A 17,362-nucleotide genomic window follows, 5' to 3' on the forward strand; every position below is an offset into this window, starting at 1 on the left:
TCGTTAGTTAGCTGAATAGAATTTCCAGACGGGTTTATAATTTAGTGGTACTTTTTGATCCGTTAAGATAGCTCTTAGCATCTCCATCGGCAAGTAATTCTCTTTGATTACGCGATCATGAAACTCGGCGTACGACATCTGCCCGCCTCCAACGAGTTCGTCGCTAATGCTGAGCAATTGCAAACCACCGATCATATACGCCAATTGATATAGCGGATCATACGATCCTTCAAAAGAGCGCTTCACTTCCCCATGCGCATTCGCCGGTTCGTGCCCTACCTCATTGACCAAATAATCGATGCATTGCTGTGGTGTCCATTCCCCCAAATGGAATTTGATACTAAAGGTGATGCGGGCACAACGGTGCATGCGCCAGAAAAGCATACCGATCCGTTCTTCCGGTGTTTTGGCAAAGCCCATTCTGTACAGCAATAATTCCCAATACAAAGTCCAGCCTTCGGTCCAGAATGGTGTATTGAAATGCTGTGCACGATAAGGTTTGTACCTGCGATTCATAAAATACTGCAAATGATGCCCAGGTACCAATTCGTGCTGTACTGTCCCCAATGAGAAGTACGGATTGTTACCACGCATGCTCATCATCTTTTGATCGTAGGTCATGGTATTCGTTGGATACGAGATGCTGATCTCCCGTCCGCCCGTGAAAAATGGATTAACCAATTGCCGTTCCGGCGTCATCATAATCATGCCCCAAGTTTCGTCCGCCAGCGGCGGAATATCCATGAGCTGCTTTTCTTTGATGAAAGCCTGTGCCTTATCATATAACTGATTGATGAGTTCGGGTTGTTTTCCGACCGGAACGTAGGTATTCTTTACTTTTTCCTGTGCAGCTTGCCAATCGTCACCAAATCCCATTTCTCTGGATGCTTTCAGTAACTCTGCCACACACCATGCCCATTCCTTATCGGCAATAGCCAACAATTCATCGGCCGTGTAGGCAATCATTTCATCTTGGAGTTTCTGGTTGAGCATTTTCTTGCCGATTGGCTGACCGCCAATGTTGCTACCATCGTCATACACTTTCCAATCGCTTTTGGATGCCAGCGCTTCCTTATACTGATCCAATTGTGTATTGACATCGGCAAATGTAGTCGGCATCCACCAAGTGAACTCGACATCGTACCCATTATAAAAATCAAAAGCGCTAGCCAATCTCTGCTTCACGCTTTCTATCATTTCTGTCAGGAATTGTACATCTGCGGATGGAATGGCTTTACCATTCTTGATCTGTTCGCTCTGTTGCTCTATTTGCTTGACGGTGTTTTGCAAGTCTGTCGCCAGCTTCTTCGCATCTACTTCGTGTCCGCGACGTCTTTTCTGCTCGAAATCATAGATTACAGCAGCAAAAGGCAAATAATGTTCTAAGCGTTTGTAGGTTTCGAGATCCGCTTGTAGATCTTCACTATGGCGCGCTATTTTGCGCTTGAGCAATTGATAATCTACTTGTCCGCCCGTTGGTAGATTATTGTAATCTACTTCTTCCAGCTCTTTGAAATAAGAGCGATCCAATACCAGCAAACGATTCATCTGCTCAGGCGAAGGTGCGGAGCGTTGAAAACCCCATCCTTTGGGCATGGGGCCGTAAAAATAATTGATAGCCTGCTCATCGTGTCCATATCGAATCACGTAAGGTTCTAGCGGCGTAGTATGTTCATTCATATGTTGAGCTTGGGCAAGCGCGGTTGCTAAAGAGCAAAGACCGATGATTAGTTTAGAACGAATAGTGATCATAATAGGTGGGTGTTTTTTGGATATTATTGAAACCGCTCGGGTCGAAATCCTTGTATATTCGTCTGCGGATTAGTACCATCCAAGAGATCAGCAATGGTTTTCCCGAAGGCCGGCCCGAGGCTTAGTCCCATCATACCAGCGCCGCCTGCAATCGAAAGATTTTGATAGCGCGATGAGCGACCGAGATACGGCAAACCATCTGGCGAACAAGGACGGTATCCATACCAGACTTGCTCGGGATACGATACGTTGAGATCAGGGAAATAATTTGGAATCGCTTCGACAATGCCTTTTACACGATTGGTATAAATCCGATCGTTGGCAGCACCTAATTCCATCGTACCGCTGAAACGAATTTGTCCGTTCATCGGTGTCACCGCTACGCGGGCTTCTACGAGCAGCGCCGCATGCTGCATCGCGGTATTTTCAGGTGGCTCTACCATAAAGGAATAACCTTTGCCCGGCATTAGAGGCGTTTTGATGCTTAAGCTTCTAACCAAATGAGGCAATGAGGCACCACCTGTAATCACGACTTCATCGGCATCAAACGTACCTTTGGATGTTTTTACAGATTTTACTTTATTGCCCGAAACTTCGAATCCTTCTACCGCAGTATGATAATTAAACGTGACGCCTGCAGATTTCAGCAGCACCGTTAAGCCGTGCATTAATTTAGATGGCGAAAGGATGCCATCACAGTTATAAAGAATCCCTCCCACCGCATCGAGGCGCAAATTGGGTTCCAAGGCTTGAATGCCAGCTTGGTCATACGGCACCGCATCAAGACCTAATGCGCGTGCACGTTCGGCCAATTCTTGTTCTTCATGTTCTGCTGCTTTAGATTTGTACAGCATCATAATGCCGTTTTGGCGTAGTTCAAAGTCGAACCCGACCTCATCTTTCAGTATATCGTACAGCTGGCTGCTGTACAAGTTCAAATCGCGAATTGCTTCGGCGTGGGCATCCACATGCTTTTGGTTGGCATGGCGAAGGAATTTCAATCCCCAATTAATCAACTCTGGATTGAGCGATGGCCTTACATAAAATGGACTTTTGCTATCGAGCATCCAGCGAAGACCTTGCGCGACAATGCCGGGCGCGGCCAATGGCGTAAAGTGGCTGGGCACAATCATACCGGCATTACCGATGGAGCAATTATTTTGTCCATCTTCCTTATCCAGCACTTGCACTTCCCAACCTCCTTTATGCAGGTAATAAGCACTGCACAAGCCCGCAATTCCGGCACCTACAACAAGCACTTTCCCCTTATTCTTTTTTTCTGTAGTAGTTATAGACACGTTATTCTAGGTATTAATGGTAGTTACATGACTTGAAATCCTTCAAAGTAAGGATCCTCATCGTCGATAATAATTTGGCTGTAGCCCGTAATGCGCGCCCAACCTTCTATAGAAGGAATGATCGCGGCTCGGTCTACGATACTCGTTTCTTGCTCGATCCGTCCAATAAATTGGGAACCGATATAGCTTTCATGCACAAAGACATCACCTGCTTTTAGCTTGCCTTTGGCGTGCCATTGCGCTAAGCGCGCAGAAGTACCCGTACCACAAGGCGAACGATCCAACGCATTCTCGCCTACCAGCACAGCGTTTCGTCCGTGCGAATTTTCTTTGAACGGTTTTCCCGTCCACTGAATGTGAGTCAGTCCATGAATGAGTGGATCTTCTGGATGTACAAAATTGTATTTTTCACGAATTAAGGTGCGGATGATCTTGCCATAATGAATGAGCTGGCTAGCACTATAATCACGGATATCTCTAAAGTTCTTTTGCGGATCGATGATGGCGTAGAAATTACCACCATAAGCCACGTCCGCGACGATTTCGCCCAAGTCTGGACAATCCACCGTCAATCCTTCCGCATAGAGGAAGGATTTTACATTGGTCAGTTTTACCGTCTTCACTTTGGAGCCTTCTTGCGTATAATCGATATGAATCAAGCCGGCTGGCGTTTCCAAACGCAATTTACCTGGGATTTTGGGTTGAATAATTCCTTCTTCAATTGCGATGGTCACGGTACCAATGGTACCGTGACCACACATTGGCAAACAGCCGCTTGTCTCGATATATAACACGCTTACATCATTGGCAGGATCGGACGGTGGATACAACAAGCTTCCGCTCATCATATCATGTCCGCGCGGCTCAAACATGAGTCCTTTACGAATCCAATCGTATTCCGCCATAAACTGTAATCGTTTTTCCATGATCGTATGACCAGACAGAAACGGTACACCACCAGTTACTAGACGCACAGGACAGCCGCAGGTATGCGAGTCAATGCAAAAAAAAGTCTTTTTCATTTACATATACTACAATGTAGACAATATCTTATAATGCGGCAGCGGTAGATTCACCATCCACCACGCGTGTTAATTGCAAAGGATTGCTAGATTTCAATTCGGCAGGCAAGCTATTTTCTGGCCAGTTCTGAAAAGCAATTGGACGCACAAATCTTTTGACTGCATCAGGACCAACAGAAGTAAATCTCGGATCGCTAGTCGCTGGGAATGGTCCGCCGTGTTGCATCGCATACACGACTTCCACACCGGTTGGCATACCATTGAACAGCAAACGCCCTACCTTGTCTTGCAATATGCTGACTAAAGCGGCATTCGCTTCTAGATCTTGTTCCGTCGCGGCGATTGTTGCTGTAAGTTGTCCTTCCAAGCTTTTGGCAATGGCCAATAGTTGCTCGGTTGATTCCGCTTCTACCAGCAAGGCAAATGGTCCAAATACTTCTTCAGACAATTGCGCATCACTTAAAAATGCTTTCCCAGAAGTCCAAGCTACGGTCGGCTGTCCTTGCGAATCGTCGGCATCCGTTGCTGACTGCGCCAGTACGCTTACATCTTGATGTGCGGTGGCAGCTTGTTTTTTCTCTAAATAGTTTTTGGCGATACCGCTATGCAGCATTGGCGTTGGCGTTGCTGCCGCAATAGCTTCTTGCACGGTCTCTTTAAAGCGATCAAATGCCGCACCAGCTAGTGCAACTACGATTCCAGGATTGGTACAAAATTGTCCGGTACCTAAAGTCAAAGAACCTACGTATTGCTGTGCTAACTCCGCCGCATTTGTTTCGAGTAATTGTGGTAGCGCAAACACCGGATTAACACTTCCCATCTCTGCAAATACAGGAATAGGCACTTCGCGGCCAGCAGCCACAGCCACCAAAGCTTTTCCACCTTGTTGTGAGCCGGTAAAGCCGACAGCTTGAATGCCGGGATGCGCCGTAAGGTAAGCTCCCAAAAGTGTTTTTGTACCGGCAACGTACTCACCAGCAACATGTCCAAAAACGCCTTCTGGCCAACCAAAGTTTTTCACGGCTTCGCTAATGGTGTCTGCCATCAATTGGGAAGTTTTCGGATGCCCAGGATGTGCTTTCACTAATACCGGACAGCCAGCGCCGATAGCGCTGGCGGTATCGCCTCCAGCGGTAGAAAATGCAAACGGAAAATTGCTCGCTCCAAATACCAGCACAGGACCAAGTCCTATGCTGTATTTGCGGATATCGTTTTTACCTTTTTCAGCATCTGCACGATCAATGCGAGCATCTAGATAAGTTCCTTTGGCTACAGCGTCGCCATAGCTACGCCATTGCCCCACCGTACGCGCTTTTTCGCCTTGCAAACGTGGCATCGGCAAAGCCGATTCTTCGTGAGCCAGATTCAATAACTGATCGTCTAGCGATTCGATCGCATCGGCTACCGCGTGCATCAATGCCGCACGCTCTTGTACCGTCGTTCCTTTTAAAAATTGAAACGCATCGACGGCTTTCTGCACATACGCATCTAATATCTCCTTCGTTTGATCCATTTGTTTTTGTTATGCATGCACAGCGTCCAACACCGGACGTTTGGCAATGCTATCTTGAATAATTTTTTGTACACGATCCGCTTCTTCACCTACTAACGGTAATCTTGGTGCACGCGTATGTGGCGTACTGATTCCTTCTGCGGTAGCAGCCAATTTGATGTATTGAATTAGTTTCGGATGAATATCTAGTTCTAATAACGGCATAAACCAACGGTATATTTCAACTGCTTTTTCAATTTCGCCCTGTTGCGCGTAATTGTACATGGCCATCGTTTCGTTTGGAAAGGCATCCACTAGTCCAGCAACCAATCCATCTGCTCCTAAGAAAAGTGTTTCTAGAGAAATTGTATCCACGCCACCTAAAACACTGAAGCGGTCGCCAAAGCGATTTTTCATACGGGTAATATTCGCTAAGTCGCGTGTCGATTCTTTGACGGCTTGAATAGTTGGATATTCGGCCAATTCGGCAAACATCTCCAAGCTGACAAACGTACTATAATCTACGGGGTTGTTGTAAATCAAAACAGGCAGTTCGGTTGCTGTTGCTACCGCTTTAAAATATTCGACCACTTCACGATCGTCTGCTTTATAACGCATCGGTGGCAAAAGCATTAAGCCATCAGCGCCCAATTCGTATGCTTTCTTCGCAAAATTAACGGCATTACGCGTGGTGTTCTCGGCAATATTGAGGATAACCGGAATTTGATCACCTACAATCTTTTTTGCATATTGCAACAATGCAAATTTCTCCTCTGTATCTAATGCCGCAGCATCACCCAGCGTACCTGCTACAATGATACCATGCACACCCGCTTTTATCTGGGCTTGGGTATTCTTGGCAAACATATCGTAATCAATATCACCGTTCTCGGTAAAAGGTGTCAACACCGCGGGATAAATCCCCTTCCAATTTAAATCGGCCATAGTCAGTCTATACTAAGTTTTATGTATCTAATTTATTTAGAATCAAAGCTAGCGACTTATCCGTCGGGCGACTAACCACCTTTTAATCATTCCTTACTTGATATTAACCATCGGCATTTTATTGGTGCAAAATATTCTGATAGCTCAGCAGGTATTCTTTAGGTGAAAGACCTATAATACTTCGAAATACGCGGTTAAAATTCGTAATACTGTTAAATCCGCAATCGTACGCAATACCCGCAATAGAATCGTAGCGCGAAGAGCCCAATAAACGACAAGCTTCTCTTACTCTTATCTCATTGAGATAAGATACAAAGGTTTTTCCAGTACTACGTTTGAAAAAACGACAGAATGCCTGCGGTGTAAGGTTAGCCTTATCCGATACAGTTTCCAAACTGATATTTTCCCGAAAATTATGCTCTATATAACGGCAAAGTGTGTGGATTCGGATGGATCCTGCTTCTTCTGACTCGCCGATAGATATGCCCGATAGTGGCTTAAGATCCGTAGAAACTGCATTCAAAGCACGCAGCAAGTAGCAGAAATTAATCAACTGATCCATGTGATCGGATTTTTTCAAGATATCAAAACGGCGGCGTACTCTCGAAAGCTGCTCTTTCGGTACCTGAAATCCTCGTTTATTTTTACTGATAAAATCCAGTAATACACTCAACTCGGGTAAGTGCAACATATTTGCCAGCGCACCTTTGTCACTAAAAAATACCGATACCGATCGTACACATTCGCCCAGTGGACGGCTTTTGAAAACGTGCGCTTGGTTAGATCCTAATAAGAAGATATCGCCTTCGTGGAAATCGTGCAGATTATCGTCGACGAGCAGTTGCCCATCCCCTTCCACAATCCATATCAATTGGTACTCCTCGTGGCGGTGCATGTAGGGATAAAACTTGTCCAAAACGTCTTCTTGGATAAAAACAGTCCTATCCTTAGGCACTGGAACGCTGTATTGAATCGGTTTCATAGTAGAAGGGTTGTGTTAGTTATTAACACTAAGATAAACTTAAAAATCATTCCTTCACAAATATTTTCCCAAAATTTAACAAAAAAAACACACGATGAAAAAATGATTAATTTTCGAATAGCATGCGGTAAAATCCGGTTTACAAATAGCGCTCGTAGCCTTTATATTTGTTGGCTCAAATGACCAATAATCCCAACTATTATGCTTACAAAGATATATTCTACGACTTTACTGGTTTTATTGCAGACGGCAGTATTTACACTACAGGCACAACAAGAACACCCCGTCTGGGAGGCCGTACGCAAGCAACCTGCCACGCTTCACGTGGATCAAGGCGACCAAAAATTCGCACTACCAAAACTGAAAGGTAGCATCCTCAATGCATCACAGACCATTTCTTCGCTACAGCAAACCAATGGCGACGCCGCATTTGATTACACACCTGTAGAATTGCTGAATAAAAGAGATCGCAACTTGTTTTATCATCTTGGAGACATCAATCTTCGAATCAAAAAAGCATCCGACACGGAATGGACGAGCTACTCCACAGCAGCAGATCGGCACGATATTACCCCATTGCCAGCAGGCAATGATATCTTGGCAGCGGCAGACTTAACGCCGACATTACCGAATATACCATTACATGTTAGCAGAACTTGGAGACGCAAAGGCGATGATCTGATCTTGCAATTTGATATACATAATCCGTCCAATCAGGCAATCGAAATTGGATCTTTGGGCATACCGTTGCCTTTCAACAATAATCTAGAAGGAAAGAACTTGGATCAGGCGCACGCGCACAACGTATTTATAGATCCTTATATTGGTTTAGATGCTGGCTATATGCAAGTCAACCATTTGCATGGCAAAGGTGTCAGCTTATTGGTACTACCAGAAGAAAATGCGCCATTCGAAGCCTACAATCCACTCAATACCGATCCGACGCCGCGCAGTATTATCTTCGAAGGTTTTCATGAATGGATGATCCATAGTAAAGCGCATGCAGAGACCGACTGGAAAGGTGTGGAACAGTGGAATACGCCGACGTCTACTATATTAAAGCCCAATGAAAAAACCACATTTGCCTTGCGCTTTGCATTAGCGCCGAGCATTCGCGAGATTGAGCAAACTTTGGCAAAAAACGATCGTCCATTAGCCATTGGCGCCCCTGGCTTCGTGGTGCCCTTGAATAATCCAGCCAAGCTGTTTGTACAATACGGATCTGCCATCAAAGACATTGCGGTGTATCCTGAAAATGCGCTTACGATTACGAAAAATAAAAATGCTAGCAGAAAATGGTCTGGTTACCAAGTGAAAGGCAATCGTTGGGGGCGCGCTCGCGTGACCTTGACGTATGCAGACGGTAAACAACAAACCATACATTATAAGGTCATAAAATCGGAGCGCGATGTGGTCAATGATTTAGGAAATTTCCTCACCACAAAGCAATGGTATGAAAACCCGAATGATCCCTTCCATCGCTCGCCATCTATCATCACGTATGATAATGAAGAGCAAAGACAGGTCACGGAAGAGCAGCGTGCTTGGTACGCCGGACTGAGCGATGAAGCTGGCGCCGGAAGTTGGCTCGCAGCGATGATGAAACAAGTGGTACAACCGAATGCCAGTGAAATCGCCAAACTGAAACGCTTTATGAACGAAACGTTGTACGGCAACATTCAACATAAATCGGGGAAGGATCAGTACGGTGTTGTCAAAAGTTTATTTTACTACGAGCCCGATTCCATGTCTGCTGGTACCTATAGTGATAGCATAAACTATACGTTGTGGTCGGCTTGGCCGAAGAAAGAAGCCGACAATATTGGTCGCTCATACAATTATCCGCACGTAGCGGCTGCCCATTGGGTATTCTACCGATTGGCACGCCATTATCCGCACTTAGTTTCGGAAGAAAGCTGGGACACCTATTTAGAGCGTGCTTTCCAAACTTCGGTTGCGATGGTAGAAAAAGCACCGCACTATGCGCAATACGGACAAATGGAAGGCAGTATCTTTTTGATTATCTTACAAGATTTGCAACGCGAAGGGAAAACACAAGAAGCAGCTAAGTTGGAATCTTTGATGCGCGAACGCGCTGAGCATTGGCGTACCTTGAATTATCCATTTGGCAGTGAAATGCCGTGGGATTCTACCGGACAAGAAGAGGTATATATGTGGTCTGATTATTTTGATTTTGATGATAAAGCGACTGTAACATTGAATGCAATCTTGGCGTATATGCCGACCGTTCCACATTGGGGATACAATGGTAGCGCGCGCCGTTACTGGGATTTCGTGTATGGTGGCAAATTGTCACGCATCGAGCGCCAATTGCATCATTATGGATCGGCTTTAAATGCTATACCAGTATTAGATGCGTACCGTAATAATCCAGAAGATTATCATTTGTTGCGTATTGGACATGCAGGAATGATTGGCGCGCTAGCGAATGTGACGGAAGAAGGATTTGCTCCGGGTGCATTCCACTCCTATCCTTCTACGTTGGCCAATGATGGTATCACCGGCGATTATGGTTCTGGATTTTATGGCTATGCAGCGTATGCAGGCACATACATCGTACAACATCCAGAATTTGGCTGGTTGGCATTTAGCGGTAACTTAACCGAAGACAAAAAAGGTGTTCAGGTCGAAATCACCACAGCTGGACGAAATCGCATTTTTGTAGCGCCTGAACAACTAATGATTCATGCAGAATTTGGTGAGATAGTACAACTAGATTACCAACCTAAAAATGGTGACATCACGCTAACGATCGCAGAATCAGCGAATAACAATCCGGCTGCACATTTACGCCTAGAACAAGATACGTACGAAGTAGTTGGCATCAAAAAGGATACGCAAGGCGGATACACCATTCCTGCGGGAACGAAACAGCTAAAATTGAAGCGAGTAAGTCGGTAAATTTTAGCTAAATCAATACATTTGTACACTATGTTTACGACTTCAACTTATCAAAACCGACGTCAGGCACTCCAGAACAAACTTTCTGGAGGAATTCTGCTCTTTCCGGGTAATATTGAAAATCCGATTAATTTTGAACACAATACCTATCCTTTTCGTCAGGACAGCACCTTCCTCTACTATTTTGGATTAGCCGTTCCTGCTTTGGTGGGATTAATTGATTTGGATGAAAACAAAGAAATCATCTTCGGTCGCGAAGCGACCATCGACGATTTGGTATGGACTGGTCCGCAGGAATCGCTGAGCGATCGCGCGGCACGCGTTGGCGTAGCAGAAACCGCACCTATCAGCAGTTTAGCGGAATATATTGGGCGAGCGAGCGCGCAAAATCGAACGGTTCATTTTCTACCGCCTTACCAATCGTCCAATAAATTACTGTTGAGCGAATTGCTAAATCTGATGCCAAGCCAATTGCAGCCCTCGGTCTCATTGATTCGTGCGGTAGCACAGCAACGATCGATCAAAGAAGCCCAGGAAGTAACGGAGATTGAACGCGCGGTAGCCGTGTCTACAGAAATACACTTATTGACCATGCAATTGGCCAAAGCAGGCATGAAAGAAAGTGAACTGGTGAATGCCATCCAAGCTTTTGCTGGTAATCAAGATTGTGCTTTGGCTTATCCGCCTATCATTACGGTGCATGGACAGATATTACACAATCAAGTGCGTAGTAATCCTTTGAAAAACGGCGATATGATATTGGTCGATGCTGGTGCAGAAACCGCTATGGGCTACGCTGGAGATTTAACGCGTACTTTCCCTGTATCTGCCACATTTGATAGCCGCCAGCGCGACCTATATCAAATCGTGCTCGATGCCCTTCAAGGTGCCAGAGCACAACTGCGTCCGGGTGTTTCTTTCAAGTCGGTACACTTGCATGCGGCGAAGATCTTGGTCGAAGGCCTAAAAGCCGTCGGACTAATGAAAGGTGATACCGAAGAAGCGGTACAAAATCATGCACATACGATGTTCTTTCAATGTGGTTTGGGCCATTTAATGGGCTTGGACGTGCACGATATGGAAGATCTGGGTGAGCAATATGTGGGCTATACCGAAGACGATCCAAAAGATACACAAACCTTTGGTTTGAAGTCCTTGCGATTGGGCAAACCGCTGGAAGCTGGTTTTGTGCTGACGGTAGAACCAGGGATTTATATCATCCCAGAGCTAATTGATCATTGGAAAGCCACCAATCGACACGGCGATTTTGTGAATTATACCGAGTTAGAAAAATTCAGAAACTTTGGCGGCATCCGCCTGGAAGACAATTTCTTAATCACCCCAGAAGGTCATCAACTTTTGGGACCAGAATTAATCAAAACCATTGATGATGTGGAATCTTACCGCGCACGCTATGCATAAACTTCTTCGCTTATTCCTTGTATGGAGTGCCCTATTGGCATTACAAGTTCAATGTACTCGTTTACACGCACAAGAACAATGGTCGGCAGATGGAAATGCGTACTACGAATTCTCCGATGCAGGTATCAAATTGGTGCATTTGTTAGATGCTAAAAAGTCATCGACTTTTCTTGCAGCCGAACAATTGATTCCCGCTGGTCAGCAAGCACCACTAAACGTACAATCTTTTGTGGTAGCACCGAATGGCCAAGATTTATTGCTTTTTGCGAATACGCAAAAAGTGTGGCGCGATAATACGCGCGGTGAGTATTGGATTTTCAATCGCTCCACCAACAAGCTAACGAAATTAGGTGCTGGATTGCCTGCAGCATCGCTGATGTTTGCGAAGTTTTCGCCGAAAGGCGATCAGGTTGCCTACGTTTCTCGGAACAATATCTATGTAGAAGATCTGACCAACAGCCAATATGTGAAAATAACGGAGGATGGTTCGGATCGTATGATCAACGGCACATTTGATTGGGCATATGAAGAGGAATTTGGCACGCAGGATGGATTTCGTTGGTCGCCGGACGGACAGCGCATCGCGTATTGGAAATTGGATGCAAAAGAAACGCGTCATTTTCTAATGATTAATAACACGGATAGTTTGTATGCCTTTACGATCCCGGTAGAATATCCAAAAGTAGGGTTGAATCCTTCGGCGAGCAGCGTTTGGATGTACGATCTGAAAGCCAAAAAGCAAGTTAAGGTACAAGTTGACGGCGATCCGGCTCAACATTATATTCCACGCATGGAATGGCTGACCGATGGATCGGGCGTGATATTGCAACGCTTAAATAGAAAGCAAAACGAGAGCGCGATCATCACGGCCAATGCAACAGACGGTACCGCAAAAACCATTCATCGCGAAACGGATGCCACATGGATTGATATCAAATCCCGTTGGAACGGCGGTGACCCAAGCGGTTGGGATTGGTTGGAAAATGGAAAATCATTCATCTGGGTTTCTGAAAAAGGTGGATTTCGCCAGATTTACAGCATAGATCTGAATGGAACAGAAAAGTTGCTTACGCAAGATGCTTTTGATGTCATCCAGATCGATCATATCGATCACGAGCGTATCTTCTTTTCGGCTTCGCCGGATAATGCGACGCAAAAATACTTGTACGAAATCGCGATCCGCGGTGGCAAAGCCAAACGGGTGACACCGCAATCCAATGCGGGAACAAACACGTATCGCATTTCGCCGAACGGGAAATTGGCCTTTTACACGAGTAGCAGCAGTAAACATATGTACTCGGAGGCGCTGGTAGCACTGCCTTCGCACAAACAGATTCAAGCGGCAAAACGTAGTTACGATGCGCCAGCAAATGCCAATACCGCGACTTTTTTCCAAGTAACGACGATTGATGGCGTGGAATTGGACGGTTGGATGGTGAAACCCAACAACTTCGATCCGAAGAAAAAATATCCAGTCGTATTTTACGTATACGGCGAACCAGCTTCCCAAACGGTGGTAGACAATATCTCCGCCGGACGGAATCGTTTATACGATGGTGATATGGCCGAAGATGGTTATGTCTACATTTCGCTGGAAAACCGCGGCGCTCCAGCGCCAAAAGGACGCGAATGGCGTAAATCCATCTATCGTAATATCGGTTATTTGAATATTCGCGATCAAGCTATGGGTGCCAAAGAAGTCCTGAAATGGGATTTCATTGATCCAACGCGTGTGGCTGTATGGGGATGGAGCGGCGGTGGTGCCACGACCTTGCACTTATTGGGTCAATATCCAGAAATTTACCAAACGGGAATTTCTATAGCGCCAGTCACCAATCAATTGCTGTACGATAATATTTATCAAGAGCGCTACATGGGATTGCCGCAAGAGAATGAATCGGACTTCATCCGTGGTTCTGCCATCACGTACGCCAAAGATGTGCGTGGCAATTTGCTGCTGATACATGGTACGGGAGATGACAATGTGCATTATCAGAATGCGGAAGTGTATATCAACGAATTGGTGAAACATGGTATTCCATTTCAAATGATGTCGTACCCCAACCGCAGTCATTCTATTAATGAAGGCGAAGGTACTTCCGAGCACTTAGCAAAAATATACACAAAATTCTTGCAAACTAATTGCCCAGCAGGCGGTCGTGATTAGCCGCAGCAAACTGGCGATCTCGGATTATAATGAACGTCAAAAACGGTTAAACTATTCGGCGAAGCCATTGCAAAAAGCGAATGGTTAATATCCGACACGGAAACAGCAAAATAAGGGAGAAATTTCATCACTAATCTTTCTAATTTACCACAAATTAAAGAGTATATGATGAACATGCTAAAACGACTCCCCCATTTACTTGGATACATCGTGATGGGTTTGCTATTGCAAACCCATCACGTTCTTGGCCAAAGTGGCGACCAGATTCTGGACGGCATTGGTGAAACGGACATGATTGCCCGCTATTTATTTCGCGGTGATCTAAGAGATTGGTCCAGAAATAACTTACATGCTCGCTATCTCGGCGAGAAAGCACCTGAATTTAAAGATCAAAAAGGGGGCAAAGTATTGTCTCTGCCGGGAACCGGCAAAAACTACCTGCAATTACCAAACGAGGCCTTAAATGACCTCGAATCCCTCAGTATTTCCACTTGGATTTTTGTTCCGGCGCAGCCGGAATCTTACCTATTCGATTTCTCATTCGACGCAAAACACCGCGTGACAGGACGCATCAAAGGATCAGGCGATAAACCTTCATTCGAAGTGACGGTGCAGGGTGAGAAAGAAAGCAAAAGTGTGGTATTAAAAACCTTGCCTACCAACGAGTGGGTACACCTTGTTGGTACGGTAGATCTATCTGCTAAAACCCTATCCGTTTACTTAAACGGCGCAAAAGCGGGTGAAACTAAACCGGTAAATTTAGATTTCAGTACTTTATCGCAAAGTAATCAGGCGGCGAACAGAAAACTGACCTTTGGCCAATCTAACAGCGGCAAAGGCAATCCAATCGCATCTTTAGTGAAAGATTTCCGCATTTATCGCGTAGCGCTGACTCCGGGACAGATTCAAACAATTTATACAAATGCAAAAAACGGCGGGCAAAGTGCCAGCAGCACGGTCAATCAAGGTGCGAAGGCAGAAGATAATTTACAGTCTTTTCCGATGACGCAAGCGCAATTGTACAATGCGTATTTGGAAAAAGTAGCTGATGTGGACGTGAAAACTACCGTGGGCGATGCACCACGTTTACCCAGTTTCTTGGAAGGTACGTATCGCCATGGCATGCAAGGACCAAAAGTGCGCGTTATCTGGCCTGCTCCTACCGACAACTCGGCGGTGGAATCTGCCGGAACCTATACTATTATTGGTCGCGTACCGGGAACTGATTTGCAACCAAAAGCATTCGTCACGGTAAAAGGTGGAAAAAAATCCGCTGCGCCGCGTCGCAGTTTATCGGCATTTGATCTACATGAAGTTACATTAAATAATGGCTCCGCGACTGAAAAAAGTCCGTTTGTAGCCAACCGAGACAAGTTTGTCTTGACTTTAGCAGAAACAAATCCCGACGATTTCCTATACATGTTTCGCAATGCTTTTGGCGTTGCGCAACCAGCCGGCGCAAAACCTTTGGGCGTGTGGGATAGTCAAGATACGAAGTTGCGTGGTCACGCAACTGGCCATTACCTAACAGCGATTGCGCAAGCATATGCGAGCACAGGCTACGATCCTGCACTTAAAGCAAACTTTAAACAGAAAATCGACCAAATGGTGGAAACGCTGTATACGCTGTCGCACTTGTCGGGAAAGCCACAAAAGACAGGCGGTGCTTCAGTGGCAGATCCACGCGCTGTACCAACTGGTCCGGGCAAAAACGAGTTTAATTCGGATTTGAGTACGGAAGGTATTCGTACCGATTACTGGAACTGGGGCGAAGGTTATATCAGCGCCTATCCGCCAGATCAATTCATCATGCTAGAGCAAGGTGCAAAATACGGTGGCCAGCTCAATCAAGTTTGGGCGCCTTATTATACCTTGCATAAAATCCTGGCTGGTTTGCTAGACATCTACACGCAGACGGGAAATAAGAAAGCCTTGGAAGTCGCAACGGGCATGGCCGATTGGGTAGAATCTCGCTTGAGCGCGCTGCCACCTGAAACCTTGCGTGCCATTTGGAATACGTACATCGCCGGTGAATTTGGCGGTATGAACGAAACCATGGCTCATTTGTATCAATTGACTGGCGAGAGCAAATATTGGAAAACAGCGCAGCTGTTTGATAATGTCGATATGTTCTTTGGCAATGCAGCACGTACGCATGGATTGGCCAAAAATGTGGACACCTTTAGAGGATTACATGCCAATCAGCATATCCCTCAAATTGTAGGTAGTATCGAAATGTATGGCGTATCGGATGAGTTGGATTATTTTAAAATTGCCGACAACTTCTGGTACAAGGCCGTGAACGATTACATGTACAGCATTGGTGGCGTGGCTGGTGCACGCAATCCGGTGAATGCGGAATGTTTCATCGGTGAGCCATCTACGCTATACCAAAATGGATTCTCCGCGGGCGGACAGAATGAAACCTGTGCGACCTACAATATGTTGAAACTGACCAGTAGCTTATTTATGTTTGAGCAGCGGCCAGAGCTGATGGATTATTATGAGCGCGGTCTGTACAATCACATTTTGGCATCTGTTGCCGAAGATAGTCCGGCCAACACGTATCACGTGCCAATCAGACCGGCTTCTGTGAAGCAATTTGGCAATCCGCACATGAATGGTTTCACCTGTTGTAATGGTACGGCCATCGAAAGCAGCACCAAATTGCAGCACGCCATTTATTTCAAAAGCAATGACAACAAAGAACTGTATGTCAACCTATTCATTCCTTCTACTTTAAACTGGACGGAACGTGATGTACGCATCGAGCAAACCACCGAATTCCCGAAAACAGACCACACCAAGTTAACGGTACATGGTAAAGGTAAGTTTGCGATCAACCTACGTGTGCCCTCTTGGGCAACCAAGGGCGTGCAAGTCAAAATCAACGGGAAATTGGAAAATGTGAAAGCGGAAGCTGGATCATATCTAAAATTGGCGCGCAACTGGAAAGAAGGCGATGTGATCGAATGGCAGTTGCCATTTCAGTTCCGTCTAGAGCCGGTGATGGATCAGCAGAATATCGCGAGTTTGTTTTACGGCCCTATCTTATTGGCAGCACAAGAGCCAGAAGCGCGTAAAGATTGGCGCCCGGTAACGCTGAACGCGCAAGACATCAGCCAATCGATACAAGGTGATCCAAGTCAATTGAAATTCCAGATTGATGGGATCGACTTCAAACCTTTCTACGAAAGTTATGGCCGCCATTCGGTCTATTTGGATGTGACGTTAAGATAAGGATTTCTGTAATTTTGATTATACATCGATGAGGTTGTCTCAAAAAGGCAACCTCTTTTTTTGTGCTTTTACGTCGCTTCGCATTTTGATTTAATCCATTGATTTTCCGGTTTATCACCA

The 17,362-nt window shown here is 45.6% G+C and carries 10 protein-coding genes; 4 read left to right on the top strand and 6 right to left on the bottom strand.

The features are described 5' to 3' along the window. Positions 1-3 precede the first annotated feature (3 nt). From AC3IRT_RS09860 to AC3IRT_RS09885, 6 genes are all read right to left on the bottom strand, one after another. The gene (locus tag AC3IRT_RS09860) at positions 4-1,752 is read right to left on the bottom strand and encodes a DUF885 family protein (protein ID WP_489393089.1); all 1,749 of its coding nucleotides are present in this window, start codon (positions 1,750-1,752) and stop codon (positions 4-6) included. Between the two features lie 23 nt (positions 1,753-1,775). Next, positions 1,776-3,050, bottom strand: coding sequence for an NAD(P)/FAD-dependent oxidoreductase (locus tag AC3IRT_RS09865; RefSeq protein WP_489393090.1), 1,275 nt, complete (start codon positions 3,048-3,050; stop codon positions 1,776-1,778). Positions 3,051-3,073: 23 nt separating this feature from the next. Further along, on the bottom strand, positions 3,074-4,072 hold the full coding sequence (locus AC3IRT_RS09870; protein ID WP_489393091.1) for a 4-hydroxyproline epimerase: 999 nt from the start codon (positions 4,070-4,072) through the stop codon (positions 3,074-3,076). A 28-nt stretch (positions 4,073-4,100) separates the two neighbouring features. Next, positions 4,101-5,585 (bottom strand): aldehyde dehydrogenase (NADP(+)), encoded by a 1,485-nt coding sequence (locus AC3IRT_RS09875; protein WP_489393092.1) that lies wholly within the window; start codon positions 5,583-5,585, stop codon positions 4,101-4,103. 9 nt (positions 5,586-5,594) lie between these two features. Further along, on the bottom strand, positions 5,595-6,509 hold the full coding sequence (locus AC3IRT_RS09880) for a dihydrodipicolinate synthase family protein (protein WP_489393093.1): 915 nt from the start codon (positions 6,507-6,509) through the stop codon (positions 5,595-5,597). Positions 6,510-6,627: 118 nt separating this feature from the next. Further along, a complete protein-coding gene (locus AC3IRT_RS09885; RefSeq protein WP_489393094.1) occupies positions 6,628-7,491 on the bottom strand; it encodes a helix-turn-helix domain-containing protein in 864 nt (287 codons plus the stop codon). Between the two features lie 201 nt (positions 7,492-7,692). Between AC3IRT_RS09885 and AC3IRT_RS09890 the strand changes: the two genes are divergently transcribed. The 4 genes from AC3IRT_RS09890 to AC3IRT_RS09905 all read left to right on the top strand — a co-directional run bounded on the left by AC3IRT_RS09890 (position 7,693) and on the right by AC3IRT_RS09905 (position 17,242). Then, on the top strand, positions 7,693-10,413 hold the full coding sequence (locus tag AC3IRT_RS09890) for a DUF5695 domain-containing protein (protein WP_489393095.1): 2,721 nt from the start codon (positions 7,693-7,695) through the stop codon (positions 10,411-10,413). Positions 10,414-10,443: 30 nt separating this feature from the next. After that, positions 10,444-11,835 carry an aminopeptidase P family protein gene (locus AC3IRT_RS09895; protein ID WP_489393096.1) on the top strand — a complete coding sequence of 464 codons (1,392 nt, stop codon included), beginning with the start codon at positions 10,444-10,446 and terminating at the stop codon, positions 11,833-11,835. Then, on the top strand, positions 11,828-14,002 hold the full coding sequence (locus AC3IRT_RS09900; RefSeq protein ID WP_489393097.1) for a S9 family peptidase: 2,175 nt from the start codon (positions 11,828-11,830) through the stop codon (positions 14,000-14,002). Before AC3IRT_RS09895 ends, AC3IRT_RS09900 begins: the two co-directional genes overlap by 8 nt. Positions 14,003-14,176: 174 nt before the next feature. Continuing rightward, positions 14,177-17,242: a beta-L-arabinofuranosidase domain-containing protein gene (locus AC3IRT_RS09905; RefSeq protein WP_489393098.1), complete on the top strand. Its 3,066-nt coding sequence runs from the start codon at positions 14,177-14,179 to the stop codon at positions 17,240-17,242. Positions 17,243-17,362 lie beyond the last annotated feature (120 nt).

The sequence above is a fragment of the Sphingobacterium sp. KH_072 genome (assembly GCF_057837975.1).

Coding starts and splice junctions, on each gene's coding strand:
- AC3IRT_RS09860 (WP_489393089.1), bottom strand. CDS start 1,752: ATGATCACTATTCGTTCTAAACTAATCATCGGTCTTTGCTCTTTAGCA.
- AC3IRT_RS09870 (WP_489393091.1), bottom strand. CDS start 4,072: ATGAAAAAGACTTTTTTTTGCATTGACTCGCATACCTGCGGCTGTCCT.
- AC3IRT_RS09875 (WP_489393092.1), bottom strand. CDS start 5,585: ATGGATCAAACGAAGGAGATATTAGATGCGTATGTGCAGAAAGCCGTC.
- AC3IRT_RS09880 (WP_489393093.1), bottom strand. CDS start 6,509: ATGGCCGATTTAAATTGGAAGGGGATTTATCCCGCGGTGTTGACACCT.
- AC3IRT_RS09885 (WP_489393094.1), bottom strand. CDS start 7,491: ATGAAACCGATTCAATACAGCGTTCCAGTGCCTAAGGATAGGACTGTT.
- AC3IRT_RS09890 (WP_489393095.1), top strand. CDS start 7,693: ATGCTTACAAAGATATATTCTACGACTTTACTGGTTTTATTGCAGACG.
- AC3IRT_RS09895 (WP_489393096.1), top strand. CDS start 10,444: ATGTTTACGACTTCAACTTATCAAAACCGACGTCAGGCACTCCAGAAC.
- AC3IRT_RS09900 (WP_489393097.1), top strand. CDS start 11,828: ATGCATAAACTTCTTCGCTTATTCCTTGTATGGAGTGCCCTATTGGCA.
- AC3IRT_RS09905 (WP_489393098.1), top strand. CDS start 14,177: ATGCTAAAACGACTCCCCCATTTACTTGGATACATCGTGATGGGTTTG.